Consider the following 16,361-nt stretch of genomic DNA (forward strand, 5'->3'; position numbering starts at 1 on the left):
CGAATGAGCTATGAAGTGATTGGAATTACGGTATTGTGGACATTTCTTTATGGGTACTTGATTGTGGCATCGATTGATTTTGGCGCTGGGTTCTTCAGCTACTACTCTACAATCACCAAGAAGAATCATTTGATTAATAAAGTGATCGTTCGTTACCTCTCCCCTGTCTGGGAGGTAACGAATGTGTTTCTCGTATTCTTCTTTATCGGTATAGTAGGGTTCTTTCCCTCGACAGCCTATTACTATGGTACAACACTATTGGTGCCGGGCAGTATTGCCATTGTATTGTTAGCAATTCGCGGGTCGTACTATGCATTCCACCATTACGGAGAAAAAGGGAACACCTTTTACCAGGCGTTATATGGTGCAACCGGCTTAATGATTCCTGCTTCCCTTTCTGTCGTGCTGACGATTTCAGAGGGAGGCTTCATCTACAAGTATGAGGATACGGTGTGGCTTGATTATGCGGCATTGTTCACCAGCTTCTATTCCTGGGCGGTTGTCATTCTGGCATTAGTAAGTGTTCTTTATATTTCTGCCTACTTTCTGGCATATTACGCCAAAACAGCACGTGATGAAAAAGCTTTTGAGGTATTAAGAAAGTATGCGCTGAACTGGAGCCTTCCAACCATTTTGGCCAGTGTTCTCGTTTTCTTCGCTTTAAGCGACCATAATCCGGTACACTTTGATAAAATGCTTGAGCTTTCCTGGATGTTCAGTCTTTCGTTCCTCTTTTTTCTCGGAGCGGTTTATCTTATGTGGAAAAGGAAACATCTCGGTGTAGCGTTCATATTGGTAATGCTTCAGTTCGCAACTGCTTTCTTCGGTTATGGGGCATCACATATGCCGTACCTGTTATATCCGTATCTGACCATATATGATGGATTCACGAATGAGGCGATGGCCATTGCGCTTATCACCGCTTTTATTGCAGGACTTTGCTTACTGATTCCTTCATTATATCTCTTGATGCGTTTGTTCCTTTTTGACAACAAATACGTTCAGGGAAAAAAATAAGGAGGTCTATTCGATGGAAAACTTCTTAATCATGTATGCTTCACCTTTGATTGTGACAACCGGTATTTTCCTCTTGTTCTTATGGGGAGCGAAAGGAAAAGAAAAATATTAATCAAACAAGAAAGCTGCCCTACCAGTGATTTGGTAGGGCAGCTTTTGTATAATAGGGAGTTTATACGTCCAGATTCTTATCCTCAGAAACCAATGCAGGTTTCCTCTTTAATAACGGTATAATAAGGGACAATAAAGCTATAGCTATCAATGTAGCAGAGATAGGGCTTTTTAGAAAAACCATCCAGTCACCATTGGATATGGTCAGCGATTGGCGCATAGCCTGCTCCATCATCCCCCCAAGAATGAATGCAAGAATGAACGGGGCTGCTGGAAAGGAGAAGATTCTCATCAGAAACCCTGCAACTCCGAATAATAGTAATATATATAAATCAAACGTATTGAAACTGATCGCATATACCCCGATAAGACTGAACATGATGACCAAAGATATCAGCAAGGGCCTTGGAACTTTCAGGACTTTAGCGATATATGGGATAAGCGGTAGGTTCAATACCAATAAGAAGACATTACCTATATACATACTGGCAATGATGCCCCAGAACACTTCTGGATTGTCCTGTACGAGTAGCGGACCTGGTTGTATACCGAGAACAAGGAAGGCACCAAGCAGGACCGCTGTCGTTCCTGACCCCGGGATGCCTAAACTGAGCAGAGGTACAAAGGCCCCGCCTGTTGCTGCGTTGTTTGCTGCTTCAGGTGCAGCAAGACCTTTTATAGAACCCTTCCCGAACTCTTCTGGCTTTTTTGCGATTTTCTTTTCCGTCACGTAAGCAATAAATGAAGCGATGGTCGCCCCTGCCCCAGGCAGAACACCTAGAAGGAAGCCTAGGAAGGACTGCCTCGTAACTGGCCCCTTCATTTCATTTACATCTTCTCGTGATAGCTTCAGACTGCCGATGTTCCCGCTCATTCCGCCAGAACTGTCTTTGCGGTTGAAAATTAGGATACAAACTTCTGCCAGTGCGAATAATCCAAGAGCAATTACAAGAAAGTCAATTCCCTCTAAAAGATTGATGTTCCCGAAAGTGAACCGCTGTGTTCCTGTCTGCGCATCTATACCGATCGTCACCGCCATGAATCCCAATACTGCTGAAATCATTGCTTTTACCGTTGAACCGTCAGACAAACTCGAAATCGCAGTCAGTCCCATCAGCATCAATGCAAAATACTCCACGGGTCCGAAAACGACAGCCACAGAAGCCAGTAACGGAGTGAAGAGCATCAGGAGGATAACACTTATCGTACCTCCTGTAAAGGAAGCGATGGCCGCGATGGCCAATGCTTTTCCCGCCTTCCCTTGTTGTGCCATAGGGTATCCATCAAATGCAGTCGCAACTGTTCCGGAAATACCCGGTGCATTCAGAAGTATGGAGGATGAAGAGCCTCCAAAAACTGCCCCATAATACACGCCTGCCATCATGACCAATGCAAGTGCTGGGTCCATGCTGTAAGTCACAGGAATCATGATGGCGATGGCGCTGATAGGTCCGAGACCCGGCATCATCCCAATGAATGTTCCAATAAACACACCTAAAAATACAAATAAAATTCCTTCAATACTAAAGGCAACCTGAAAGCCGGAAAAAAGACCCTCCATTGAACCCATTTGACTCACCTCCTAAAATGGTAACACTCCTGGTGGTAAATGAATAAGGAGCAAATAATTGAACAGAAAATACAAGAGCAAAGAAAAAATGATTGCCACAAGCGCACTTGTTTTATACTTTTTGTAACCAAGAAATGAAGAACATGTAAAAACGAACAAAGAAGTCATGATTACAAAACCCACAATTTCAAGGAAAAAGATATATATTAAAATGAATCCTGCAACACCTAACAGGATATATAGTTCATTTATTGGTATGGATCGCTTTTGTTTTTCTTGATCTGTTTCTGTTTTTCGCTGTAAAAATAGAAGAACGGACAATACTAAAAGTAGGAAACCCAGTCCCTTAGGTACTACGTCGGCATCGACCAACGCATAAGGATAACTTGGAATCTGGTAGCTTAAAAACAAGTACACTCCTGCCATGCCGGCTAAGACTAACCCAAGTTTACGATTTATCGGTTTTAATAGCATGATATCTAATCCCCGCCATTCTATAGAGGAGCCGCTCCCTCATCTGGAGGCTAGCGGATCCACCTATTAATCTTTAGTTTCCAAGACCCAATTCATCCAACAAGGCCTGCATTTCCTCATTCTCTTTTTTGAGGAATTTCTGGTATTCCTCACCTGTCATGAATTGCTCATTCCAGCCGTATTTTTTTCTTATTTCATCCCATGCCTCGGATTCGTTCAACTCTGTGAACTTATCCACATAGTAGTCGATTGCCGCGGCATCCATATTAGGAGGCCCGAAGAACCCTCTCCAGTTGACGAATGTTTCATCAATTCCCTGTTCCTTTGCAGTTGGGAAGTCTGAGAGTACCTCCCCTTCAAGACGTTCCTCTGCCGTTATGCCAAGCACCTTGATTTTCCCTGCTTTCACCTGCTCCACAGTTTCTGCCGTACCAGCAGAATAGACATCAACACTCCCGTTTAGCAGGGCAGTCAATGTTCCCCCCTCTTGCTCGGAAACATACTTGATTTTGCTGATATCCACTCCTGCTGCTTTAGCTATTTTGACGAACTGGATATGATCCATGCTTCCAGGAGAAGAAACTCCGATTACCGTAATGCTAGAAGGATCTTTTCTCATATCGTCAAATAACTCATTTAAATCGTTCCATTTTGCGTCTGCCCTGACGGCAAAAGCACCGTAGTCCGCGATAACATTTGCAATCGGTGTGAAATCCTTATACGTGTTCTCCGATTGCCCGTTAAGCGGCACTAATAGTAATGGAGGGGAAGAAACAAACAGATGATGGGGATCGGCCTCTTTTTTCGCGATATAAGACCATGCAACTGCACCGCCACCACCTGGTTTATTTACGACCGGCATTCTTTTATCAATTATTTCCTCCTGCTCAAACGTCTGAGCGACCATCCTTGCAGTAGTATCCCATCCTCCTCCTGCCCCAGCCGGTGCCACCATTTCAATCGGCTTTTGCGGAGACCAGGTACCATCCGGGTTGGTTCCTCCTGTTGAGTTGGAACATGCTGCTGTAAAGGACAACATTAAGGTTAAACCGACTATACTTGCCTTTTTCTTCATTTTCACTTTCATTTTAAAACTCCCCTTTGCTGTTGTTATCTGTTATTAGATTTGGCTCTTTTGTTTGGAGCCTTGTCTTGTAAGTGATTGTAAAGAATATTCACATAAATGTAACCGTTTACAATATAAACGGCATAAAAGAAATATATGTTATTTTGTTCATTTTGTTCACGGGGGAGGAAATCGTGAAAATCACGAGGCGCGCATAGATTAGGGGAACCGTATCAAGAGAGAGTAGCGGTGATATCGACGAATGTTGAAATATATCAATAAAACTTGAGATATATCAATAAAACTAAGGGTGATATCAATAAAACTTGAGATATATCAATAAATCTACATATTCCGACAAAATCCATCATGAACTTATTCATAAAAACTGACCCTAAAATAAAGAGGCTGCCCCTTAGGACAACCTCTTTATTATGCATTTAATCCTTACACGACTTTATTGCATCTAATGTTGCCCTGTAAAAGGAATCGCTGTGCGGAACAAACATTCCTTTGTCCACTCTCATGGAAATTCTTACTCTTTCACCGTTCTCTTCTTCTTGCATACCTTCTATTGACACATGCTGTTCAGTTCCAAACCATAGCTGGTAAAATTCATAGAATGGAACAAGAAAAATCCCGCTCACCTCCTCTTCTTGCAGGATGAATGTTTTAAAAGGGATGTAACGCTTCAACAGATAAACATGTGCATGCTCTTTATCAATAAAACCCTCCATTTCTTTTTCGTAGGGAATGACACCAAGATAAGTCAATTCATCCATGGCGACTTTGATACCTATTTCCTCTTCTACCTCCCTGATGCCATCTTCCACTTTTTCATGTGATAACAGGTGCCCGGCTGCTGTTATGTCCAATAAGCCAGGATAATCCTTCTTTTCCTGGCTTCTCAGTTGAAAATAGAGATACTCCTTGCCATCTATCTCTGCCATTATCCAGCAATGAAAAGTTTCATGCCACAGGCCCCTTAGATGGATCTCATCTCTTGATGCAATACCTATATACTGTCTATCCTTATTAAAAACCTTTAACTGTTCCATTGTCTCATTTTCCTATACTATAGTATTTTCTTTCAGGTCTCCCTACCATACCGTATTCTAACTCAGCTTTTGCTTTAGCCATAGAAATCAAGTATTCAAGATACCTCCTTGCCGTTGTCCGCGATGCCCCCATCTGTTCTCCTATTTGTTCAGCGGTCCAACCATTTCCGGGATTGCAAAGAAGCAGTTTTTCCACTTTCCTCAAGGTCAATTGGTCAATCCCCTTTGGGAGTGGTGCCTTTTGGGGCTCATCCTCAGGTAAACCTTTTCTATGAAAATACTGATCTATCACCTCTTGATTATAAGATTTATTCTTTTGAATAAAGGCTTTTCTTTCAAGGTATTTTTTTATGGCGTGTTGAAACCGTTCAAAGGTAACTGGCTTAATGAGGTAATCTATCACGCCGTACTTCAAAGAGGCTTCTACCACCGCCTTCTCTGTTGCAGCAGTTATCATGATAACGTCCACTTCAGGGAATCTCTGCCGGATGACAGGAAGCAGTGAAGCGCCGCATTCATCTGGCATGAAATTATCCAAGAGGATAAGGTCTGTTTCCCCTTTAGCAAGGAGCTCTATCGTTTGAGCGGCATTAAGTGCCTTTTCAATCATTTGTACTCCTTCCACTTTTTCTATAAATTGTTCATGGATGTTGGCTACCCGAAAGTCATCTTCTGCAATCGCTACTTTTATCATGTTACAACCCCCTTACTTCTTTGGAAGGTAAACAGTAAAGACCGTGGTCTGATCCGAGGATCTGTGGACTTCAACCGTTCCCCCCAGTTGTTCTACCTCTTTTTTCACGATAGCGAGCCCGAATCCTCTTTGCTGATCGTCTTGTTTGGTACTGTATCCCTTCCTGAAAACATGGTCTAGTGTCCCAGATGGAAAACCAGGTCCATTATCACTTATCTCCAAGATTAGATCGTTACCATAATCAACAGCAAAAAAGGATACGATTCCGTCCTCTTTCTGCTCAACTGCCTCCATGGCATTATCTAGCAGATTACCAACAACGGCAACTAAACTGGAAAATCCTATATTAGAAGGAACCTCTTGAACCGAACTTCCCTCATCAAGCTGAAGTAGTATCTTTTTTTCGGATGCGACAGCGAGCTTCCCAAGAAGGATTGCTTGAATTTTTTCGTCTTTTATCCTATCAAAGAGAATATCATTTTGCTCTTGGTGAACCCTATATTCCGTTTGAATCCAGTCGGAAGCTTCTTTATATTTTCCTAATTCCAACATGCCTGATATGACATAAAGCTTGTTTGTAAATTCGTGGGTCTGTGCTCGCAGCTCTTCCGAATATTTCTTCACCTCAACAAGCATGTGAAGCAAATTTTTCATATCCGTTTTATCACGGAAACTTGAGACCACTCCTACGACGTTCTCTCTTTCTTTAATAGGAATTCTATTTACGATGATGTCCTTATTAAATAAAAATATCTCTTTATTCTCCTGTGCATGCCCTGTCCGGGCAACCTCCAGAATATCTGTACCGGGCATTATATCGGTTATCCGTTTATGTACCAGCTCTTTTTCCCCAAGCTCTAATATTTCAAGAGCTGAAGGATTAACCATGGTGATATAGCCGTTAGAATCAACGGCTATGATTCCTTCCTTGACGGATTGGAGGATTGCATTTCTTTCCCTGTACAGGGCAGCAATCTCACCGGGCTCCAGACCAAGTATATCTTTCCGGATGTTCCTTGCCAGTAAATAACCTCCAAAAACTCCGATATTGATTGCCAATAGGGCAATTAAGGATATTTCCAGCAATTTTTCTTCCATCCGGCTTTTTAAATTTTCCATTAGAAAACCGACCGATACTACCCCGGTGATCGTTCCATCTTCCGAGAAGATAGGGGCTTTCCCTCTAATAGATAACCCTAGTGAGCCTGTTGCTTCAGATATATAGGCTTCTCCATCTTCCAAAGCCCTTTTATTATCCCCACCTACCATATGCTGTCCAAGTTTCTCGGTGTCAGGATGGGTGTACCTTAAGCCTTCCGTATCCCCTATAACCACAAATTGTGCATCTATTTCCTTTTGGATTTTTAATGCCAAGGGTTGGAGCGATACACTTGGATTATCCGATTCCATCGCTTCCAATACTACTGGCATATAGGATATGGTTTTGGCCATCTGGAGAGCGTGGTTGCCTGTATTTATTTTGAGTTCTTTCATCTCCAGATAAAAAAACACGCCACATATTAACACTATAATACTGATGAGTAACGTCACAATTAGGATAATTATCTTCGTTTGCAGACGCACCGGCTTTTTATTCAGTCTCATCCAGATCTCCCCCTGAGTTCTTCTTATTTTATAATAATCGTCTTCAATATTCTATGTATTTTGACACTTATCAACGTCCGGGAAATTATTTATCGCCAAATACTTTCGTTATTTTCGTGGAATAATACCAATATAATATGGTTTCATCGCTATGCTTTTCTAGAATAATGATCGATTATAATTCGAATAATTTTCTTTATTTTATTTCCCGAGTCCTTTGGTTCGTTCCTTGCTTCTACTATTTTTCTTCTAAGAAAAACCAGGCAAAAACCGCCCGGTCCTTATAAAGTTAAAAAACTTTAGTTGTTTGGTTAATCGCCGCTGTTCCTCTCCGCAAATAGCTGCGCTTTCCACGTGGCTACCGATCGCCTGCGGGGTCTCAAGATTGTCGCTACTCCCCCGTAGGAGTCTACGCTATTTGCTCCAATCCACAGCTAGAAGCATAGAAGAACAATACGTTAAATCTATTTCAGTTACCACATTTAAATATTTTTTAGTTATCCTTTCTGTGAACGAAAATACCTTGTTGATTGCAGTGGAAGGCGCGCAGACTCCTGCGGGAGGAAGGGACAGGGGAGACCCCGCAACGGAGGAGGCCACTGAAAAAGTCCTTAATTTTAAGCTCTGCTAAAACACCGCTGTTGATTTCCGCAAAAGACTTCGCTTTCCGCGGGGCGACCTTGAGCCTCCTCGCTTCGCTGCGGGGTCTCAAGATTGTCGCTACTCCCCCGCTGGAGTCTACGTCTTTTGCTCCAATCTACAGCTAGAAACCATCATAAATTATAGGATTTCCAGTTTTTCAGTGGCCTCCAACGGAGTGAGGAGGCTCCCGGACCGCCCGCTGGAAAGCGAAGCGCCTGGAACGGAGATCAACAGAATTTTATGCTTTCTTATCATAAAAAAGAGCGACCCGGCTTACGAGTCGCTTTAAAATAGTTAACACACTGAGTCTTTTGGCTTGGGGTTTTTCAATCCGAACATTGGTCGTATAAATAGAGCCAAGAGTGTACCGAGCATTGCCATGATCATCCAGACCCAGCCATGCAAGCTGAAGGAGGCAATACCGCCGAAATACGCTCCGATATTACACCCGTATGCAAGTCGTGCCCCGTACCCCATCAGTAGGCCTCCTATAATGGATGCCCCTGCTATGCCGGGCTTTATTCTCTTAGGTTTAAAGGTACCTTGCGCAGTAGCTGCAATGAAAGCCCCGAGTATAATCCCAAAGTTCATTACACTTGTGGAATCCGCAAGCACGGTCTGGGTTAAGGCCTCTCCATTTACTCCTGCGAAGTACCCCCAGTTTGATACGTCCACCCCTACTGCCATCAGGGCTTTTCCTCCCCATAGCGCAAATGCGGACGTGATGCCCCAAGGGTTCCCACGAACAGCTAACGTCAGGGCGTTTAGCAGTGCCAGTATAATGGCAGCCGCAAATAATGGCCAGGAACCTCGAACCACCTTTTTCCAACCTGTCGTTGTCGCTAGAGGTTTCATATGTGGTGGGTTCTTTTTCTTGGCAATTTGCACGGTAATCCAATAGATACCTGCGAATATAACCATTTGAACCGCCCATCCCCCAAAGAATCCAAGGCCTGTCGACTCTGCGATTGAAATTGGCGGAAGAGCTGGAGTTTCTTCCATCCAGAACGTGAAATGATACGCACCGATAACAGAACCTGCTATAAAGGAAATCAGTGTCAATATCATGGAGGAGGATCCCCCACCCACTGAGTATAATGTCCCCGATGCACAGCCACTTCCGAGCTGCATGCCGATCCCGAATAGGAATGCTCCTAAAAGTACGCTTATTCCCACAGGAGATACATACCCGGTCGGTGTGTTACCTGTAAAACTGAATCCCGTACTTAAAATGATGGCAAACAAGGTTGTTGCCACTGCAAGCATCAGCATATGTGCTTGCAAGCCTTGAACATTTCCGACAGATATCAGTCTTCTGAATGCGGAAGTGAATCCGAATCTGGCATGCAACAGCGTAATACCCAGTGCCACCCCTATTATATAGAGAGTTCCCTGTACCCAATCAGTGGTAGCAATTATCGCAACCAGTAACAGAATTCCTGCTGCCAATCCAAGTGTTAAAAATGGTTTCTGTATAGGGTTTAACTTTGTCACAATGGTTGTTTTCGATTTTTCCTGGTACATTGTATGTTCAGTAGTTGTAGTTGTGTACGGCACTTCAATCACACCTTATCCTATTGTTTTTATCGGAATTTATATTAGTTGCTATGATAACTTTTTTCGACATGGTTGTAAACCTTCTAGCTTGTATTCTATATTTCTTAAAAAAATTTGACCATTTCATCTACTTATCTATAATTCGATTAATCTATCGAATTTCTTACATGTTGATTATATAGTCGAATTGAAATACAATGAATGAAGATACTATCATGTAGCGGCGTTTGAAAGGATTGTGAATAAATGAAAAAGCCAATCTCCATATTCATAATGGATGTTACTAATTCTACAAAGAACTGGAATGAAATAACGGGTTATCTCGAGGAAGTGGAAAGTATTACAAAAACATGGACAAGAGGTTTACCCAGTACAAAAGTGAAGCATCGACTTGGTGACGAGATTGTAGGAATATTCGACCACTTTTCTACTGCCTATACGGTTGCTTTTTATATCAGCCAACTTTGGAAGCACAGAGAACAGCCGCCCTATTTCGGTATTACCTTTGGTATGGTTGAGGATGACATTAAGAATATTGATCTCGACAAATGGAATCATCCATTAATGAGTTTTGCACGGAATGCGAATGAAAAAATAAAGCATTCTACTCAAAGGCCGTCCATGCTGTTGTTACCTGAGGATGAGATAATGCCAAGCGCATCATTGGACATGGCAAACTTATTATTGGCTTACCAGCATAAATTAATGAGCGAACAAACCGCGCTACAGCATTTGATAACGAAGCTTTTCGCCATACTCGATGAGCAAAAAGCAATAGCAGGACTAGTAAATAAGTCTCCATCTACTATCTCCAGCCACTACAAGAAAGGGAATTGTGAGATAATATTGAAAACCCTTAAGACCATCCAGGAAACGCTAGATCAAATGGAAGCGAAAACTATAGGGAACTATCCGAACAATATTACGAAAGAATTGACAAAAACGATAAAAAACCAGCTTCATCAGAATATCAACACAATTATCTCTTCGTGAACTGGAAAGTTAGGAGCGGTTTAAATGATTGTCCTGTGCCTTATCTTAGCTCATATGGTAGCTGATTTTTATCTTCAGACAGAGAAAATGGTGAAGGATAAACGAAGATATTTCAAGCTTCACCTATCCCACCACGCGGTAATAATGTTCCTGTCCCTTTGCATCCTGTTTTTCATACAAGGACAGAATTTCTTGAATGAAGTGGTAATACCCTCCGTTCTCCTGGTGATTTTTCATGGGATTATCGATTTCTCGAAAATTGCCCTACAGGAGAAAGGTGCAAGATGGACACAGAGAAACACTTGGAATCTGGGACTGTTCATAGGTGATCAGGTCTTGCATATCATTACTATTTTGGCAGTTTGCTATTTTACTTTACAGGTAGATTTGAATGAATTGCTTCAACAGTTGCTGTTAACATTGAAATTAATTGAAGGAGTACAGCCGGAGCTTGGGCTTGCAAACAGTCTCTTGTTCATCCTAATCATGTTCATCCTATGTACCACGGTAACAGGACATCTAATTCGCATCATGCTGGGGTCCCTGACCAAGCATATCTCCTTATTTGAAGGTAAATACACCTTGCGCGATTTAGCAGTCAGTCCTAATAGTGAAAAAAACATGTCGGAAGAATATACCTATATGGTGATGAAACACCAGGATCTTTCGCGCGGTAAAGTAATCGGCTATTTGGAAAGGTTGCTGGTGGTCGCATTGATACTCATGGGGTCCTTTCATGCAGTCGGGTTCATTGTTGCTGCTAAATCTCTTACCAGGTTCAAGCAGATGGATGACCGGGATTGGGCAGAGTATTTTCTGCTCGGAACCCTGACCTCCTTCCTTTTGGCGATCATTTATGGAGTAATTTTGAAGGTTGTGCTATTCGGATGACTCTCCTAATTAACAATGGAAATTAATAGACTCTAAATAAATTAATAGAAAGCAGGTAAACACCCTGTCCAATTCTATCAACTTTCATATGATAGAAACAAAGGGGGTGACCAACATGTTACGTTATTACCGTTTTGTGACAAGGTTAGGGGAAAACCTGATCGAAGAGGGCGAAGATTTCTTGGAAAGACGAGCAAAAATGGCCAAGAAAGTCATTAAGAGAGTAGCCCGCCGCTTGGATGATCTGATTGACTAATCGATTTATGCTCCACTATTTAAAAGCCCTGTAAGTATCCTTCAGGGCTGGCATGGGAAACAGCACCGTTTTTGACGGTGCTGTTTTTCCATGCTACATATTTTTGCTTTGCTGAAGAAGCTTGGATTCTCCCGTTCGCTCCCACTCTTCTACGGTCTCATAGGCTTGTTGAGGGGAATACCCTTTTCCTACAAGAACCCCCATCAGGACGAATTCTTGTAGGATGTGAACAGCATTTATTCCTCTTTTCACATCCTCTAATCCTTCTTTGACCAAGAATTCTGTGTACTGGACCCATTCATCCGGTGTCTTTCCATCAATAATAGGCGGCCCTTCTCCATTCTCTTTAGCCGCTTCCGCAGCCTCCGCATCTGCCTTAGTAGCATGAACCGTTCCAAAAGGATGATTTGGAGGGGCATATATCGAGTAAAGCTTGAGCGGAGTATTACCAGTATTGGTCAGGTTATGCCAGGTGCCTGCCGGAATCACTATGGCATAGTCATCCGATACCATTCTCTCAAAGGTTAGATTATCCTTGCTTTCACCCATCTGAACCATTCCCTGTCCTTGTTCTAAACGCAGGAACTGATCCACGTTAGGATGCATTTCCAAACCGATATCTTCACCAGGATTCAGGGTCATTAATGTGATCTGAAACTGTGTTCCCGTCCATAAAGCGGTACGAAACGAATTGTTTTGCAAGGTGGCTTCATTTATATCTGCCACAAAAGGATTTGGCCCATAATCCGTTAACTCAATCGCTCGATGACCGTTATGAAAATGGTAGGAATTAAACGTGTTAGCATATGGCAGGTAATTGTTTCTTGCGTAGTTATAGACGGTCGGATTCACACTATTTGGGTATAGATATGGATACATATTTGGATGATAATACATTCCTTCAACCCCTTCAAATTTCATTAAGGTATCCTATGCAGTTTTTTTGGGAATGTACTTTGGGATGGTTGGTTAATTTTTGGTCAGTTAGCATGTTGTTTGGACGAAAGCGATAAACCAAAAAAAGCCTATCTCTTCGTGAAATAGAGATAGGCTGGTTTAAAAACTTATTCTGTTTTAAAGTCTTTTGTACTTCTGACTGTATCAATTGGTCTGACAAGCTTCTCGATTTGTTCCCTCTTAGGTTCGAGGAACGGAGGTAAAGAAAGTTTCTCACCTAATGTTTCATATGGCTCGTCTCCCATGAATCCGGGACCATCCGTTGCAAATTCGAATAGAATTTGAGGGGCAACCCGTGCATAAAGGGACTCAAAGAAATAGCGGTCCACATGTCCTGATGTGTTAAAGCCGAACCCCTTCAGTCTGGCATCCCATTCATCAATGACAGCTCGATTGTCCACTCGGAAAGCTGCGTGGTGTACTGTTCCGAATCCTTGCTGAGCTTGAGGCAGTGTCGCATTGTGTTCCACAACAATCTGTGCCCCGTTGCCTCCTTCTCCTACCTCAAACAAATAAGTATTCCCGTCTTGAGCAATTTCTTTGAATAGCAAAACTTTCTCCAATACTTCCTTGAAGTAGTCAAAGTTTGCCACACGAATGTGTAGAGGTCCTAAACCGGTAATCGCATTTTCTAATGGAATTGGCCCCTTCTGCCATGGTGTGCCTGACTCTACTCCCCTATTGTTTTCATCGGAAACAAGTTGATACTGCTGATCGTCAAAATCAACAAATGAAAGGGTTTTTGTCCCGAACTGATCTTTGACGCCATCGTGCTTTATATTTAATCGGTCGAAACGATCTACCCAATATACTAATGCTTTGTCTGAGGGAACTCTGAAACCGGTTCTGAAAATCTCATTCGTTCCATGGCTTCCTTTTGGAATACCGGGAAAATCAAAGAAAGTCATGTCTGTCCCCGGGCTTCCTGTATCATCAGCAAAAAACAGATGATACGTTTGAATATCGTCCTGATTTACCGTCTTCTTTACAAGTCTCATTCCAAGAACATATGTGAAGAATTCGTAGTTTTTTTCTGCACTGCTGGTTATGGCTGTTACGTGATGGATACCTTTAAGTCCGTTCATTTGAGGATCTCCCCTTTATATGATTGAGTTTGTTGTATTTTTGGGTTGAAATTAATTATCTTGAATTCGAGATAATTATACCGTGGTTTAAGGTGGATGTCAAATTGGCGGCTGGTGAATTAGGGTTGTTAAAGAATACTTTCTGGATCTTGTTTTTCCTGAAGTTGGTAGCTGTAGAGAGCAGAGAATCCTTTTGATGGTGTCAGGTGATGAGCAATGCAAAAACTCTCTTGCTTCTTCGTTTGTAATTGTCTCATTGAAAATAAGGAAAAAGTCTTTCAAGGCTGGTATGTGTGCATCCTTAGATTTGTGTAGACACTCATCGCAATGCCATAGTGCATTATTTCTTACCATAGGGATGTAACTACAGATTGGGCATTGTACTCCAGTTTTTATTTCTGAGGGGTCTATATCTAACAAACGAAGGATATGAGTGGTATTAAGTTTGTGGTGTTTTATTAATGTTCGTGCCAGCTTTTTCATCTCTTTCAAAGAATATACGGTCTTATTCGTAATGGTTTTTTGCTGTTCAATCTTAGTTGGTAGGTAATGACTATGAATTACTTTTTGAAAAGTAGTTCTATCAGCAGGATCTATTTTAATCATTGAAGAAGGATCGCTAATTACTACTAAGGAAATTATGGGGATTTCATTAAAATTGTGTTGTTCACACCACTGTCGGAGAAGTCTTTCTTGGTTACTAACTTGAATAATTGGACATGTATAACTGTTAACGTTTCCGTGATATGTTTGAATAAGTTGATTGAATTTCCTATCGAAAAATATGGTGCCACCAATGTTTTTCACCTCTAACAATAGAATAAAACGAGAGCAAATAAGTAAAGTGTCAATCTGAAAATGAAGTTTTTGGAACTGTAAGCGGATGTTATGGAGAATGAGGTTTTCCTTTTCTGGGATGATGCTTAAAGGGTAATCAATGGAGTGTTCGCCTTTGTGGCCTTTTCGGTACTTAGCTAATAGTTCTTTAACTCGAGGCATTTTTGGGTGGTCATTTTCAAGTCGTCTTTCAATAGCTTCTAAAACTAGTATATTGAGAGGTAATTCTCTCGTTTTAAGTATCATTTTCTTCCTCCAATCAGTTGTGTGTAGTAAATTATACATCATTATAGGGATTTAGTCCCGAATCACACGATGATTTTTATCAGTTTTTCTCATTCCGGCGAAAATATGGATAATTCAGCGATTTTGAAATTAATCCGGCGAAAATAGAATTAATTCAGCGATTCCAAACATAATCCGGCGAAAATGAATTTATTTCAGCGAAAACAAAGAACAATTCGGCGGCACCTTAAAATGCTACTACTTACACCACCTAAAACTCTAATTTGTTGTTTCTAATAAAAACGAAAACCGAAGTTCTAATGCTCCAATCTCCCCTTCAGTGAAAAAAGCGGCGTATCCCGGAAATTAGGCTCTCCTCCCGACCGGAACCTAGCCAACACGCTTATCCCAACGCCGCTCCCCCCACCACTACAATCTCGAAACTCACCCCCACCTACAACTCATACTCCCACTCTTCCTTCATCTGCAGATAAAGCACCAGTAGCATATCTTCCAACTCATCATAATGTTTACTCGTCGGATCAAGTCCGATCTTCGGAAATAGGATATCGGCTATTTTTCGGGTCAATACGATGCGGTCATCTGTGCTTAAGGATTCAAAACGTTCCGCGTATGTCTTCAGCAACTTCCATTCCTTTGCCCCGAGTGGCTTCAAAGCCCACTCATCCACCAGACGAACCTCTGTACTTAGACCTTTCTCAGCGATCAGTTTGTCTAGCTTCGTAGCCTTCTTTTTCTTCTTTCCTCTTCTTTCATGTACCACAATCGTTCCGGCAACAAGGTCTCCGAGGCGTTTGTGCTTGGAATGGAAAAAGATCATGAGCATTCCAACTAGGTAATTGACAGGCAGCATATCTATGATTCGCAGGAAGTTTCGTATCAGGCTGGACAGCAAGGTAATGCTGTGGCCGTTTTCCTGAATGACGCGGATTCCGAGCACTTTTTTACCCAGTGTTCGTCCGCCTGTAAAATACTCTAGCAGGAAGAAGTAGCTCCAGTTCAGAATAAACATTAGAATGATGACACCTGCAAACAGATAGGATGGAATGTCCGATTGGAAATAATCGAATAAGCTGGCATTAAGTCCGAATATTAGTGCTATCACAATGAGAATGTTGATGGCGATCAAGATGAGCGAGTCTATAATGAATGCTGCTGCCCGGCTGCCTAGGCCTGCTGCATGGAATTGCAAGGATACATATTCGGGAGTTTTGATATCCACTTGTTCTGTGTTCAAGATGATTCCCTCTTTCTATGGATAAATTTAACTAAGAAGTGTTTCTATTTCTCTACAATATTACT

General features: G+C 41.9%; 15 protein-coding genes. 4 read left to right on the forward strand and 11 right to left on the reverse strand.

Going from position 1 to position 16,361, the window contains the following annotated elements:
- The first annotated feature begins 3 nt into the window (after positions 1 to 3).
- A complete protein-coding gene (locus AB685_RS00850) occupies positions 4 to 1,017 on the forward strand; it encodes a cytochrome d ubiquinol oxidase subunit II (protein ID WP_047968670.1) in 1,014 nt (337 codons plus the stop codon).
- Positions 1,018 to 1,189: 172 nt separating this feature from the next.
- On the opposite strand, the gene AB685_RS00855 is transcribed toward AB685_RS00850, so the two are convergent.
- From AB685_RS00855 to AB685_RS00890, 7 genes are all read right to left on the reverse strand, one after another.
- Complete coding sequence (locus AB685_RS00855; protein ID WP_047968671.1) at positions 1,190 to 2,698, reverse strand: tripartite tricarboxylate transporter permease; 1,509 nt, start codon at positions 2,696 to 2,698, stop codon at positions 1,190 to 1,192.
- A 12-nt stretch (positions 2,699 to 2,710) separates the two neighbouring features.
- The gene (locus tag AB685_RS00860) at positions 2,711 to 3,172 is read right to left on the reverse strand and encodes a tripartite tricarboxylate transporter TctB family protein (protein WP_047968672.1); all 462 of its coding nucleotides are present in this window, start codon (positions 3,170 to 3,172) and stop codon (positions 2,711 to 2,713) included.
- A 73-nt stretch (positions 3,173 to 3,245) separates the two neighbouring features.
- Positions 3,246 to 4,211 carry a tripartite tricarboxylate transporter substrate binding protein gene (locus tag AB685_RS00865; RefSeq protein ID WP_047969666.1) on the reverse strand — a complete coding sequence of 322 codons (966 nt, stop codon included), beginning with the start codon at positions 4,209 to 4,211 and terminating at the stop codon, positions 3,246 to 3,248.
- A 467-nt stretch (positions 4,212 to 4,678) separates the two neighbouring features.
- Positions 4,679 to 5,296, reverse strand: coding sequence for an NUDIX domain-containing protein (locus AB685_RS00870; protein WP_047968673.1), 618 nt, complete (start codon positions 5,294 to 5,296; stop codon positions 4,679 to 4,681).
- Between the two features lie 4 nt (positions 5,297 to 5,300).
- Positions 5,301 to 5,990: a response regulator gene (locus tag AB685_RS00875; protein ID WP_047968674.1), complete on the reverse strand. Its 690-nt coding sequence runs from the start codon at positions 5,988 to 5,990 to the stop codon at positions 5,301 to 5,303.
- A gap of 12 nt (positions 5,991 to 6,002) precedes the next feature.
- Positions 6,003 to 7,595, reverse strand: a complete 1,593-nt coding sequence (locus AB685_RS00880; protein ID WP_047968675.1) for a sensor histidine kinase — start codon at positions 7,593 to 7,595, stop codon at positions 6,003 to 6,005.
- A 936-nt stretch (positions 7,596 to 8,531) separates the two neighbouring features.
- Positions 8,532 to 9,761 carry a YeeE/YedE family protein gene (locus tag AB685_RS00890; RefSeq protein ID WP_047969667.1) on the reverse strand — a complete coding sequence of 410 codons (1,230 nt, stop codon included), beginning with the start codon at positions 9,759 to 9,761 and terminating at the stop codon, positions 8,532 to 8,534.
- 279 nt (positions 9,762 to 10,040) lie between these two features.
- Between AB685_RS00890 and AB685_RS00895 the strand changes: the two genes are divergently transcribed.
- From AB685_RS00895 to AB685_RS31160, 3 genes are all read left to right on the forward strand, one after another.
- Positions 10,041 to 10,787, forward strand: a complete 747-nt coding sequence (locus tag AB685_RS00895; protein ID WP_047968677.1) for a hypothetical protein — start codon at positions 10,041 to 10,043, stop codon at positions 10,785 to 10,787.
- 24 nt (positions 10,788 to 10,811) lie between these two features.
- On the forward strand, positions 10,812 to 11,678 hold the full coding sequence (locus AB685_RS00900; RefSeq protein WP_047968678.1) for a DUF3307 domain-containing protein: 867 nt from the start codon (positions 10,812 to 10,814) through the stop codon (positions 11,676 to 11,678).
- 115 nt (positions 11,679 to 11,793) lie between these two features.
- Positions 11,794 to 11,934 carry a hypothetical protein gene (locus AB685_RS31160; protein ID WP_157860686.1) on the forward strand — a complete coding sequence of 47 codons (141 nt, stop codon included), beginning with the start codon at positions 11,794 to 11,796 and terminating at the stop codon, positions 11,932 to 11,934.
- A gap of 93 nt (positions 11,935 to 12,027) precedes the next feature.
- On the opposite strand, the gene AB685_RS00905 is transcribed toward AB685_RS31160, so the two are convergent.
- From AB685_RS00905 to AB685_RS00920, 4 genes are all read right to left on the reverse strand, one after another.
- Complete coding sequence (locus tag AB685_RS00905; protein ID WP_047969668.1) at positions 12,028 to 12,831, reverse strand: cupin domain-containing protein; 804 nt, start codon at positions 12,829 to 12,831, stop codon at positions 12,028 to 12,030.
- Positions 12,832 to 12,998: 167 nt separating this feature from the next.
- Complete coding sequence (locus AB685_RS00910; RefSeq protein ID WP_047968679.1) at positions 12,999 to 13,976, reverse strand: ring-cleaving dioxygenase; 978 nt, start codon at positions 13,974 to 13,976, stop codon at positions 12,999 to 13,001.
- 99 nt (positions 13,977 to 14,075) lie between these two features.
- Positions 14,076 to 15,059, reverse strand: coding sequence for a nuclease-related domain-containing protein (locus tag AB685_RS00915; RefSeq protein WP_047968680.1), 984 nt, complete (start codon positions 15,057 to 15,059; stop codon positions 14,076 to 14,078).
- Between the two features lie 433 nt (positions 15,060 to 15,492).
- Positions 15,493 to 16,296 carry an RDD family protein gene (locus AB685_RS00920; RefSeq protein ID WP_047968681.1) on the reverse strand — a complete coding sequence of 268 codons (804 nt, stop codon included), beginning with the start codon at positions 16,294 to 16,296 and terminating at the stop codon, positions 15,493 to 15,495.
- Positions 16,297 to 16,361 lie beyond the last annotated feature (65 nt).

The organism is Bacillus sp. LL01 (genome assembly GCF_001037965.1).